This window comes from Paenibacillus sp. FSL H8-0548, assembly GCF_038630985.1.
GTDB lineage: Bacteria > Bacillota > Bacilli > Paenibacillales > Paenibacillaceae > Pristimantibacillus.
In genome coordinates this window covers 1,966,590-1,978,985 of record NZ_CP152049.1, presented here as the reverse complement: position 1 = coordinate 1,978,985, position 12,396 = coordinate 1,966,590, and the positions used below count along the sequence as shown (strand labels likewise).

At 44.0% G+C, this 12,396-nt stretch carries 12 protein-coding genes; 1 reads left to right on the top strand and 11 read right to left on the bottom strand.

Translation table 11 applies throughout. The features are described 5' to 3' along the window. Nucleotide 1: 1 nt before the first annotated feature. Genes MHI37_RS08325 through MHI37_RS08315 form a run of 3 tightly spaced genes read right to left on the bottom strand, consistent with a single transcriptional unit; the run spans nucleotide 2 to nucleotide 3,502 of the window. Complete coding sequence (locus MHI37_RS08325) at nucleotides 2-1,045, bottom strand: glycosyltransferase (RefSeq protein WP_076336187.1); 1,044 nt, start codon at nucleotides 1,043-1,045, stop codon at nucleotides 2-4. Continuing rightward, nucleotides 1,042-2,265: a glycosyltransferase gene (locus MHI37_RS08320; RefSeq protein ID WP_076336188.1), complete on the bottom strand. Its 1,224-nt coding sequence runs from the start codon at nucleotides 2,263-2,265 to the stop codon at nucleotides 1,042-1,044. Before MHI37_RS08320 ends, MHI37_RS08325 begins: the two co-directional genes overlap by 4 nt. A 55-nt stretch (nucleotides 2,266-2,320) precedes the next feature. Continuing rightward, entirely contained in the window at nucleotides 2,321-3,502 is a 1,182-nt protein-coding gene (locus MHI37_RS08315; RefSeq protein WP_076336189.1) for a nucleotidyltransferase family protein, read from the bottom strand. A gap of 208 nt (nucleotides 3,503-3,710) precedes the next feature. Here MHI37_RS08315 and MHI37_RS08310 point away from each other — a divergent pair, with 208 nt between their 5' ends. Continuing rightward, nucleotides 3,711-4,367 carry an acetyltransferase gene (locus MHI37_RS08310; RefSeq protein WP_076336190.1) on the top strand — a complete coding sequence of 219 codons (657 nt, stop codon included), beginning with the start codon at nucleotides 3,711-3,713 and terminating at the stop codon, nucleotides 4,365-4,367. A gap of 8 nt (nucleotides 4,368-4,375) precedes the next feature. On the opposite strand, the gene MHI37_RS08305 is transcribed toward MHI37_RS08310, so the two are convergent. Genes MHI37_RS08305 through MHI37_RS08270 form a run of 8 tightly spaced genes read right to left on the bottom strand, consistent with a single transcriptional unit; the run spans nucleotide 4,376 to nucleotide 12,385 of the window. Continuing rightward, entirely contained in the window at nucleotides 4,376-5,569 is a 1,194-nt protein-coding gene (locus tag MHI37_RS08305; RefSeq protein ID WP_076336259.1) for an aminotransferase class I/II-fold pyridoxal phosphate-dependent enzyme, read from the bottom strand. Nucleotides 5,570-5,620: 51 nt separating this feature from the next. Next, the gene (locus MHI37_RS08300; protein ID WP_076336260.1) at nucleotides 5,621-6,226 is read right to left on the bottom strand and encodes a sugar transferase; all 606 of its coding nucleotides are present in this window, start codon (nucleotides 6,224-6,226) and stop codon (nucleotides 5,621-5,623) included. Nucleotides 6,227-6,265: 39 nt separating this feature from the next. Then, nucleotides 6,266-7,009, bottom strand: a complete 744-nt coding sequence (locus tag MHI37_RS08295; protein WP_076336191.1) for a glycosyltransferase — start codon at nucleotides 7,007-7,009, stop codon at nucleotides 6,266-6,268. A gap of 11 nt (nucleotides 7,010-7,020) precedes the next feature. Next, nucleotides 7,021-8,094, bottom strand: coding sequence for an EpsG family protein (locus MHI37_RS08290; RefSeq protein WP_076336192.1), 1,074 nt, complete (start codon nucleotides 8,092-8,094; stop codon nucleotides 7,021-7,023). A 50-nt stretch (nucleotides 8,095-8,144) separates the two neighbouring features. Beyond that, entirely contained in the window at nucleotides 8,145-9,041 is an 897-nt protein-coding gene (locus MHI37_RS08285; RefSeq protein ID WP_076336193.1) for a glycosyltransferase family 2 protein, read from the bottom strand. A 15-nt stretch (nucleotides 9,042-9,056) separates the two neighbouring features. Continuing rightward, on the bottom strand, nucleotides 9,057-10,178 hold the full coding sequence (locus MHI37_RS08280) for a glycosyltransferase family 1 protein (RefSeq protein WP_076336194.1): 1,122 nt from the start codon (nucleotides 10,176-10,178) through the stop codon (nucleotides 9,057-9,059). After that, nucleotides 10,069-11,256, bottom strand: coding sequence for a glycosyltransferase (locus tag MHI37_RS08275; RefSeq protein WP_076336195.1), 1,188 nt, complete (start codon nucleotides 11,254-11,256; stop codon nucleotides 10,069-10,071). The genes MHI37_RS08280 and MHI37_RS08275 overlap by 110 nt, the downstream gene beginning before the upstream one ends. Continuing rightward, nucleotides 11,219-12,385 (bottom strand): glycosyltransferase family 4 protein, encoded by a 1,167-nt coding sequence (locus MHI37_RS08270; RefSeq protein ID WP_076336196.1) that lies wholly within the window; start codon nucleotides 12,383-12,385, stop codon nucleotides 11,219-11,221. Before MHI37_RS08270 ends, MHI37_RS08275 begins: the two co-directional genes overlap by 38 nt. Nucleotides 12,386-12,396: the final 11 nt, after the last annotated feature.

Below are 12,396 nucleotides of genomic sequence, written 5' to 3'. Positions count from 1 at the left end.
TTTATCCCCACACCTTTCTATTTCTAAATCTGCTGTAGGCCGTTATCAAATAAATACCAAGCAACGATTTTTGATCCATGAGATACAATAGTATTTTTTGATACTTGCCTAATTCAATGCTCATTTCATTGAGATAGATGGGCAATGCTTCCCTTACATCCTTATGCAGAATCATGTTTCTGACATATTCAAGCTTAGCTTTAAAAGGCATACTAGCCGATGGCTCTAGATAAATATGGATATAGGCCATAACACAATGAATCAGTCTTATGGCTTTGAATTGTTGAACGCTGGCTTCATCGATTAAATGCAAATAAGTGATTGGAACCTCTGACGTATACACCTCAATCGCACGTTGAAAATAATCCTTCTGAGAAACATTTCGAGTTGCACTCTCGGCTGTTTCACGGTAATGATAGCCAGTGTAATCAATATATTTGGCTCTTTTTGCATGGCTAAAAAAATATAAATTAAAGATTTGATCTTCACCCAAAGCTACCTTTGCTGGAAATACAATGTCATGCTCCATAATAATTTCATTTCGATAAATTTTGCTGCAGGCTGTATTTAATTGATCACTTTTTAAGAAGAAAGGCAGAATCTGCTTTTGAATATCTGCTTTTGTTAAGACGACTTCCGTAGAAAAAGGGTACGACGTAAGCAGAAGGTGCCCAGCTTGCTCACTCTCATAATTGGAAATGACGACGTCACAATCTCCTAATTTAGCTGCGGCATACAGCCTCTCATACATATCGTGCTCAACATCATCATCAGCATCTACAAAGCCTACATACTCGCCTGCTGCGAGAGCTAAGCCTACATTTCTCGCTACACTGACCCCTTGATTTTCCTGGTTAACAAGGATGATCTGCGAATTGCTCTTCTGATAGCTCTCAATGATAGACTGGCTGTTATCCGTAGATCCGTCATTCACAAATATGAGCTCGTAATCTTGTAACGTTTGTTTTAACAGCGATTCCATGCAGCGTTTAATATGAGGCTCAGCGTTGTAAACAGGAATAACGATGCTTAGTTTCCTATTCACGTTGCAAGCCCCCTCTCGGCGGAGGATTCAAACAACTCATACAGCTGATCAAGCTCCTTATCATTTCCGTAATCCATTTCCGCACAATTTTTGGATAAGCATTCCCTGAGCTCCGGATCACGATATAGCCTCTTAACGCCATTCGCAATTCCCTCAACAGATAATTCGGAAATCACTCCGTCAAACTCGTGGACAACCTGACTATTTGCAGTCGCATAATTCGTTATCACGATAGGTTTTCCTAATATTTTCGCTTCCGTAACGGTTACCGCTTTCCCTTCGTATCTAGAAGGCTGTACATATAAGTCACAGGCTTGAACATAAGGATAAGGATTAATCTGTTTGCCTAACAAAATAAAGCGGTCTTCCAGCTGATACTCCGCAATCAGACTCTGAATCATCACTTCATCTCCTCCGTAGCCAACTATGTACCAAACGATATCATCGTAGCCTTGATCAGAGAGAAGCTTAAGTGCCTTAACCGCATTATCAATCCCTTTCGCATGAGACAATCTGGCAACGGTAAGCAGTTTAAAGCGCGTATCTGACGCCATTGGATTATTATCCAGCCGCTCAGACGCCATGCTCCTCACGAATTCCGGTGACATAATATTTTCAATCACCTTTGTTTTATTGCTTAGGGCAGGATACTTTTCTAAAAAAGATTGCCTACATGCATCAGAAACGGCGATAATATAGTCGAATTTATGCCACATTTTCAAATCTGTGCTTTGAATCGTATCCACAGTCGAAAAATCAGTATGTATCCACGCTAGCTTCATCTTTGCCTTTACTTTATCTGCCACAAAATAATGCGGCCATAAATAGCTGATTGCAATATCGTATGTTTTGGTCTCTTTGGGGAGAAATGGCAAAGCATACTTCCACATGAGCTGCTGCTGAATATACCCCGCTTCTGAAATCCCCTTTACACTGCCGATGATCCGCGCATGAATTTTTGAGATAAAGCGTGCCATTCCTAAATGAAGCTGTCTGGAAAAGACGATTTGCCGAATACTCTTTCTGAAAGAGGCGTACGCTGGAATTTCATTGAGAAGCTTAGCCCGAACATCCAGAAGCTCCATAAACTCGCCTTTATGTCGATACAGCATTAAATCAACATGAAAACGATCATATTGGAACTCTCCCAGCATACCTGCCAAGCTCCGCTCGACGCCTCCAACCTCCATATCATAAGAAGCAATTAGCACGTTTTTCATAGCTATCCCCTGACTTACTTTGATTACTCTTGCGAAAACATTATATTTTTATCATTCAAATCATTTTTCGGGTTTTTCTCCATGTCCACAAAAAAGGTCTCAGCGGAAAGTATAAGAAATGAAGACCCTTCGGCAGCGGCAGCGTCTGTGCATCCTCAGGAAATGGATACATAAGACTCGCTATAAACTGTACTTTTTGAGGAGCAGTGAGCAAAGTAAAGAGATATCGACTATGAAAAACTCTTACCTCCTCCGGAAGCGGCGGCGAATGCAGATTGACCAGCCTTTGCACATAAAACATCGAATCCTCCGCCAGCCAGTATGCCTTCCTTCCCGCTACCAGCGGCTTCATCTCTTCACGCAGAGGAAGCGATAATAAGCGTGACACCAGCAGCAGCGCTTGCCCTCCAATATGAGTATAGCTATGCTTCCTCAGCAGCCTGATAAGCTTTGGCCAGTCCAGCTTCTGATTAACGAGCTGCTTAATATCAAGCAGCCAGCGCAGTCTGGACCAGCCGTGCCTTGCGCCATGGGACACCAGAAACATAAACAAATCTTCTCTTCCCAAATAATAGATGGGTCGGCTGATCAACGCACTCTTACGCTTGCGGCTCCAAAGATCCTTGAAGCTCGGCTCCTTCGAGGGAGCCGGATTTAACCGCCAGTGCAGCTCTACCTTAATTCCTTTCTTCGGATGCAGAAAGGTCGTATGATGATGCCGCCATTTCCAATCATTCAGTATCGAAACAATATATTCATCCTTCTCGTAGCCCAAGGATACTAGAAGCGCTTCTGCCTGATCGAGCTCCTTGATCGGAATAAGCAGATCAAGATCACAAGAGGTACGAAGCGACACATCCCCATATAAATCCGCAGCTATAACCGGTCCCTTCAAAAACAGCGTATGCAAGCCGCATTCGGAGAACTCCTTCGCAAGCTGCTCCATCTCCCCGCTAAGCGCAAGCATTTGCAGCGTATTCCGATAATAGTCACGGTTAAACATCTGCGTGACAAAAACCGGAATTTCCGCTGCTTTCAGCTCCTTCAGCCTGCGATTCACGGTAGGAAACACGCGATGATGTCTCGCGAGCTCAATAAATCGGTCCCAATCCGCCTTTTGCAGTAGTTCCTGACAATCAAAGGATTGCTCCGCCTCATCATCTGATGAGAGAAATGCAAGCATTAATCGCAGCTCGTCAGACAGATCTTCTATATGTAGCGTGACGTCGTTATTCATGGATATCTCCTTCATACTAATTAGCCAATAACGAACAAAATTAATATTATTGTTCTATAAAACGAACACTAGTACAGATTATCACCTTCCCCATTATCTGTCAATCATCATTCCGAGTGTTCACAATTCTTTTACAAGAAAACGAACGATCTGCTAGAATAAAAGAGTTCCATCTGTATGGTTTCATAAAAGGGGAGGTTTCCAACGAATGAAAAATATTGTCGTTTATGGTGCTGGCGGTCATGCAAAGGCCGTTATTGATACGATTGAGAAGGCTGGCGTGTACCATATTATCGGATTGCTGGACGGCTATAAGACTGCAGGCACGTTATTTTATGGCTATACGATTCTAGGCGATGAGAGCTGGCTCGCTGCAAACGCTGAAGCGGTGTTCGGCGGCATCGTAGCTATTGGAGACAACTGGCTGCGTGCGAGGGTCGTTTCAAAAATAACAGCAATTGCACCTCACTTCACCTTTGTCAGCGCTATTCATCCCACCTCCTCCATTGCCCGAGGCGCACGGATTGGAGCCGGAACTGTCGTAATGGCAGGCTGCGTCGTTAACAGTGATACTGCTATTGGCGAGCATAATGTACTCTATACTCATGCCTCAGCCGATCATGACTCTACACTCGGAAACTATGTGACTCTAGCTCCCAAAGCCGGTACAGGCGGCACCGTAACGATTGGCGATTTTTCTGTCGTTTCCTTAGGGGCAACGATCATTCATGGTAAAAGCATTGGCGAGCATACCATTGTTGGCGCTGGCTCCACCGTATTAGGCGACATTCCAGCCTATTCCATTGCCTATGGAACCCCAGCCAAAGTGATTCGCACACGAATAAAGGGAGAGCGTTATCTTTAATCGGCTTATTATGCGGATTGAGCGCTGCTCTCAGCCGAGCTGTTGAAGAGGTTATTCATACAATCAACTACCCTTACTTGATCGACAACCGTCATACTTGAGCCAGAAGGCAAACATATTCCGCTTTGAAACAGCTGCTCGCACAAGGAAGCGCCCTCTGTATGGGAATAGAAACGGCTGCCCTCAAAAAGAGGCTGCAAATGCAATGGCTTCCAAAGCGGACGCGCCTCAATATTCGCTGCCGACAACGCATCCAGAAGCTCAGGGATCGTTGTATTCATCTCATGCTCATCAATCAATGCTGCAGTCAGCCAGCGATTGCTTCTCGTATTCGATAATTCTGGCATGAAGCTAATGCCGCTTCGCTCCGAGAACGCTCCAACGTAGTTTTCATAAATCGCTCTTCTTGCCGCAACCCGCTCATCGAGTACCTCTAGCTGTGCTCTTCCAACACCTGCTAATATATTGCTCATCCGATAATTGAAGCCTAAATGGCTGTGCTGATAATGAGCAGCAGCATCCCTTGCTTGTGTAGCAAGAAAACGTGCTTTTTTCAACAGCTCTACATCATCGGATATGAGCATGCCGCCGCCGGAGGTCGTAATAATTTTATTTCCGTTAAAAGAAAAGATGCCGAACTTCCCGAAGGTACCGCTCTGTTTGCCTTTGTAGGTAGAGCCAAGCGATTCAGCGGCATCCTCAATGATAGGCACCTCATACTGCTCGCAAAGCTCGATAATCTCGTCCATCTTGGCTATTTGGCCATACAAGTGTACAACGATAACCGCTTTCGGCAGCTTGCCATGACGATTCGCATCCTCAAACGCCATTCGCAGTGCCTGCGGCGACATATTCCATGTTTCCGGCTCCGAATCGATAAATACGGGCTCTGCTCCACTATAACGAATTGGATTTGCACTAGCTACAAAGGTAAAGCTGGAACAAAACACCGTATCCCCAGCTCCGACGCCAAGCAGCTGAAGTGATAAATGGATAGCAGCAGTTCCCGAGCTGAGCGCTACGGCATCCGCTGCTCCAGTGTAGGAGGCAATTTGTTTCTCGAATGCGTCTATATTCGGCCCTAGCGGCGCAATCCAATTGGATTCGAAGGCTTGATCAATATAAAACCGTTCCTTGCCGCTCATATGCGGAGGAGATAAATAGATACGCTTCATTTCGTTTACTGACACGTCGCTACACATCCTTTTCTTATTAAAAAAATAAGCCATTCCTCTATTTAAGAAGAAACGGCTTTAGCCTTCTTGACTGCTTGTCGTACCTTGAAAGACAGGCATGGTTACATGGTTAGTATTCGAAACGCCTTCTGATCTAATTACCTTTTTCACGGTAAGAAGCAATATTTTAATATCCAGCGCCAGACTTTGGTTCTCGACATACCATACATCATGCTCGAAGCGCTCTTCCCAAGAAACCGCGTTTCTGCCGTGAATTTGTGCCCAGCCTGTAATACCAGGCCTTACTGCATGACGCTTTGCTTGCTCCTCATTATAGAGCGGTAAATATTCCATGAGCAGCGGACGAGGACCAATTAAGCTTTGCTCGCCCTTAATGACGTTAAACAGTTGAAGAAGCTCATCCAGGCTCAGCTTGCGAATCAGCCCTCCGAATGCTGTAAGTCTGAGATGATCAGGAAGCAATTGTCCTTCGCTGTCTTTCTCCGAAGTCATCGTTCGAAACTTATACATTAGAAAGGGCTTGCCATACAAGCCTGGACGCTTCTGCTTAAATATGACCGGCGCACCGAGCTTCGTTCTAACCATAATCGCTGTCAGCAGTATAAATGGGCTTAGAACGATGAGCAGTATGCTTGCGATCACAACATCAAATATTCGTTTCACCATAATGAATAGCTCCTAATCTCATAATCAATCCTTCACTTAATGTGAAGATGAAAGCAGCTTTCGCATTTTAGCAATCGCTTTTGGACCGACGATACGGCTCACCAGCCGCTTCACTTCGCCTCTGATTCGAACATGCGCAGGCAGCCATGATTTTGCAAAATGATGTATCGTATGGCTGTTATCTGTTCTAAATATTCCGCCATTAATATAATCATAGGGACTGAAATAGTCACGCGGATAAAAGACAACGCCATTTTGCAGAACCTGATGGCTTCCATTCAGAACGAGACCATGTTTATTACAAATAGCCGTTATAACCGCCGTATTGGTCGTTAAATCATAGGTACCGTCTGGACGTAAAAAACTTCTGCTGTCATAATCATCGAGCAGTTCTTTAATCCAGTGATGCTGTTTGGCTGCCCCCATCGTTCCGGACTGTAGAAACTTCTCATCCTCGAAGCCAGAAAACGCCTCATGCAACAAGAAGGGGTCCAGCGATTTGACAACCTCAACGTCAGTATCCATATATATGCCGCCGTGCGTATATAAGGCGTACAGACGAACATAATCACTAACAAAGGCATATTTCTTAGCCTCGTAGGCTTCAATGACATACCGATTGATTGCCAAATCGAAGTTGTCCTCATTCCATTCGATAAACTGATAACCGACTAAATGCTTTTCCCAGCTCCGCATACACTTGACCATTTTGCTGGGCTTTTCACCGCGCCCAAACCAGCAATAATGAACAATTCGAGGTATATTCGTTGCAGCCTCCATTTCATTTCCTCCTAAAATGGCCATATTAAATAATTGCTTCTATATTGCAGATCAAGCGCAATTACACTTTCATAGAAATAAAATAATAAATAAAAGCATAATATGATCAAATAAATGAGCTTCTGATCCTTTTCACGAAAAACCTTAATCAACCAAGCGATAAGGATAAGCTGGTATAAATTAAAATAGATGGCCATTCTTGCAAAAATCCAATTTTGCGTCGATATGATCATTAATATAACGCCAATAAGAGAAATATTTACGATGATATCTGATTTTGGAAACAGCACTCTTAGCTTATCCCTGCCAAAATAGGCTATGATAATCGGGATAATCCAGACAAGCGCCCTAAGTATATTTGCACCGCCCTCATCAAACGATTCGTAAGAGCCGTACTGAGTATCTTTTATTACTGTAAATAACAGCTCAGAAAACTTGCTAAAGCCCATGACAATAATTACGGCTAAAGCAAGAAGCATAGCTGTTGTTTTAGTCCATGCTTTTCTTCTTACAATAAAATACATCGGAATCATAATGAGTGCACTTTGATGAAAGAAAGAAGCAAATACGACGATACTGAGATAAGATTTCCATTTGCCCTCAAGCAAAAACTTCGTTGCCGCAAATACAATGGAAGCAGCTAAAAATTGCCTGATGCCGTTCATAGACACGGTGAAAGTTCCCGTAGTTATGTATAAAAATACGCTTAGCTCAAACAGCCTCGTATAGTTGTACAGCACCCAAACAATGAGCAAATTAGTTATAATTCCTGTTGTTAGAACTAAAATTTGAGGATCGTCGGACAGCTGCTTCAGCAGCATTTGAAAGATATTAAATCCAATATCATCGCTAGTAGCAACAGCCTGCCAGCTAAAATCTCCTATCGTGTAGCTGTGCATATAAAAAAAGGTATCTCCGATATTGGATCGCAGACCAGATACCATAGCTAGCGCTAACGCAGCAATCATAACAAGAAACCTATTCGGAATGATTGTAGAAGGGGAGACAAGCGCGGGGACTGAAAAGTATCTAGCTGTTAAAGAGACTGAAAATACAAAAATTAATGTCAACCACAGAATTGTCATCTTATTCCTCCCCCTCTATCCCATCCTTTATAAACTGTTCAACCTTGATTTTATTTGACCGCCATTCTTTTGTTCGTATTCTGAATATAAGCATAAAGTAATAATCCAAGCGGAATTGCAAGCACTGTTACCCCTTTTCGTGGTGATTCTTTCAAAAACCCTTTATTTCGGCTGATTATACTGCTCGATACATAATGCATGGCTTCACGAATGGTATCTTTCCAGGATGGAGCATAAACCATCGCAACCTTGCGGAAAAAGGCGAAGCCCTGCGGGTTTTTCAAATATTGCTTCATCATATTCATGCTTGAACCGTCTTCTCTATACTCAACGACGCACAGCACCTCATTTAGAATTAGCAGTGGAAAATCCTGATCAATTAGTATGTATTTATAGGACAGCGGGCAATATTTTTCTCCTTGAAACAAAGGATACGGGGGATATTTACTCGTAATCTCCGAGCGATAGACGATCTTTTTGTCGCCCTTCACATGATGCAAAGCATATAAATCTGTTAACCTCGACGATTTCAACTGCTCGGGCAGTCTAGTGCCGATAAGCTCCTGATTCTGAGAGATGTCCAGGCCAACAATGCCTGCATACTGCTTATTGCCCTCTGCCTGCCAGAAGCTCGTTATTTTTTCTACCGCATCATCGGCCATATAATCATCGGAATCAATACAGACGTTTAGCTCTGTATCCACAAGCTCATAGGCTGTATTATGCGCCCCGTGCATCCCTTGATTTTCTTGATAACGATACCGAATCGGGATTATTTTCTCTGCCATCCAGCCGGCTACAAGCTCCTTCGTCTGATCTGTGGAGCCATCGTCAATAATGAGCCATACAAAGCTCTTGCAGCTTTGACGCTTAAGACTCTCATAACAAAGATGAAGAGTATAGGCGCGGTTATAAGTAGGCGTAAAAACCGTCAGCATTGGCTTCATTTACCTTCACTCCTCTTACATTGAAACTTCCATGGACAATTGATCCATGTAGTAATCAGACAACCATTTTGCCATTGTTGCTGTATCGTAGCCTTTATGACGCAAGGAATCCGATGTATCACTGCGCTCGCGCGGGGTACTCATAATTTGCTCCGCCCAGTAGTCCGCTTTCTGCTTCAAGCTAATAAACTGCAGCTTCCCAGTTATATCCGTCTCCGATGTAATAGCATCAGAAACAACACAGTTAAGGCCCGCTGCCTGAGCTTCCACCAATACGACCGGCAGTCCCTCAAACAAGGAAGGAAATAGAAAAATATCGATCCCTTGCAGTAAATTCGATACATCATTCCGAACGCCCAGCAGCCGTACATGCTCGGAGAGACCTAGCCTGTTGATCTTGGCTTCAATTAGTGGCCGCAGCTGACCTTCGCCGGCAAGCACCAGCAATGACTTTGGCTCTCTTTCATGAAGCGCCTTGAACACATCAATGAGAAAATCATGGTTCTTTTGTTGATTGAATCTGCCAATATGGCCGATAACCAAACGATCTTCTGCAGCAAGCTCTGCTCTTATCTGATCACGAATCGTGGAATTGAACGTAAATTGCTCTACATCTACTGCATTGTTGAGTACGACAACTTTCCCTGTGCTTGATATCCGTTTGCCAAATAACCATTCCCCTGCTTTTTTCGAGCAAGCAAAGTAGCTGCTCGGATTATCCTTCATCGCGAGCCTTGCGTAAAGGCGAAAGGGGAGCTTAATGTCAATGCCCAGATCACTTAAATGACTATGCGTAATACGGCAGGCAACGCCCGCCTTCTTCGCAGCCTTAAGAACAAAGCTGCTATTTTCATTGATATGGGCGTGCACGACTTGATAACGAGGATGATCCACAAAAAATTGATCCAGCCGTTTAAAATATAACGAGTAATTGCCTGGTCTAATTTGGGGCATCCGAAATATTCTGCCGCCTAATGCGATTATTTCTTGATCATAATGCCCCGGCTCCAAGCGATGAACGAGAAAATCAAACTGAATTTGGCTTCGATCCATTTGACGATAATAATTCATCAGCATCGTTTCTAAGCCGCCGCGATTCATAATGGTTACCACTTGCAAAATTCGAACTGGATTCAACTTTTGTCCTCCTTAAGCTCTTCGCGCGCAGCCCATTTATGACGATTAGCATAAAGTAAACCGCAAACGTAAATTTATGTTTTGCACTAACAAAAAACACCTTCCAAATCAAAGGACAGTAGCTCGTGTCAAACTGTCTAAAGGATTCGCTAACTCGATTGCTATGCAGCAGAGCGTGAACAGCCTTCAGCTTCTTTCCTGCAGATGAGGCTTTGCCCTCGCTCATCATGTTGATTCCTAGCCCGATAATATTCATACAAATCCGATTGTTAAAGGCTGTTTTGTAATCATCGGCAAGCTGCTTTTCTACAATAAAGGATTGCATAGCTGTATACAGCCTATCGAATTTCTCCGGCAGTTTCGCATTATAGGTAGACGTAATCGATTCTGTATTCGCACGCCAATAATGATAGAATGGACGATTCAGAAAGATAAAGGATTCGGCATAATGGAAAGCATGAATATTGAACAGCGTATCCTCATTGCTTCCGATCACACTTAGATCCATAAACTCAAAGCCATGGTCCTTTAACCATTCAGCACGATAAATCTTAGACCAAACCGTTCCCCAAGCATCTAGAAACTCGGGACTAGCGAGTTCTTCTTTCAAGGGCCCTACTAGCCGCCGCAGCAGCTTTGCCTGCACCTCTTCGCCGCGATAGATTTGCTTGTGCGGCATATCGAAATGCTTTTCCTTCGCATGGGATTCAAATTCCCTTATATACGTGCACATCGCTATGTCGATATGATCTTGAATCGCTGCATGGTACAGTTCCTCATACATACGATCGTCAACCCAGTCGTCAGGATCTACAAAGCCAATGTACTGCCCTCTCGCTGCCTTGACGCCATCATTTCTGGCTGCAGAAACACCGCCGTTTGCTTTATTTATAATAACGATTCGCGAGTCATGCTCCGCATACTGCTGAAGAAGCCTCAGGCTAGCATCCTGCGAGCCATCATTCACCGCTATAATTTCGATGGCCGTAAGCGTTTGTCTCAGCAGGCTCCTAAGGCATCTGTCCAAATAATCTTCCATATTATATATAGGCACGACGATACTGACTTTCGGCTTCATTTTGCTCCTCCAGCATATACGACTTATAAATCCCCCCAAGCTCTTGTTCAACCTGCAATGAGTTGTACATCTTCATTCGCTGCATACTGCTCATTCCCATTTGCTGCCTAAGTTCAGCGGATTCAATCAATTGCTTCATGCGGATAGCAAATAAATCAGTATCGCTTGGTGCCAAGACGAAGCCATTCTCACCCTCGACTATAAGCTCCGAGTGCCCTCTATTCTGCGTTGCAACAATCGGAAGTCCACAAGACATCGCCTCCATAATATTGACTGGCAGCCCTTCACGCAAACTCGATGCCACGGCAATATCACTCATCGGCAGCAGACGATCAATGTCATTCCGAAACCCAAGAAAATGAACCATGTGATCTAGCCCAAGCCTGCTCGCCAGCAGCTGGGTGGATTCCAGCAGCGGCCCCTTTCCTGCAAGCAGCAGCTTCGTACTGGGCACCTGATCCTTGATTAAGGCCAGAGCATGCAGCAGCAGCTCATGATTTTTGTTTTTATTGAATTCAGCAGCATAGAAGAGGAGGATATCATCCGTTCTGTATTCATACTCCTGCCGCAGCCGCCATTTTTCAATTTTCTGTACCGGCTTAAATCGAATGGCATTTACGCCTACCCCATGCACATGAGCAATTTCCTTTGCTTTGAAGCCCCTTGACACTGCAAGCTCATAATCCTCTTCATTTATCGTAATGAGGCAATCGGTTAGGCTTGACAGCATCTTCTCTATTGGGTAATAAACCGACCAATTCAGAAGTGATGCTCCCTTGCAAAAATGAAAGCCATGCGCCGTATAAATAACCTTTGTCCCTGTTTTGCGTGCCGATTGCGCGGCCAGCCTCGCAAGCACGCCGCCCATTGGCGTATGACAATGAATAATGCTGTATTTCTGCTGCTTAATAATTTGCTTCAGCTCTTGATACGCTTTAATATTTTGCAAATGAATCGGAGAGCGCTCGATAGGCAAATTAAACTTCTTGTCAACAAAAGGGAGGTCCAGTTCGCCCTTAGCGGCGACATGAACCTCCCAGCCCTGCTGCTTGAACCATTCCATCATCGGCAGATGAAATGCCTTAAAATGATAATCCACTGTTGCACAAAATAATATTTTATTAGGCATGAGTACACCAT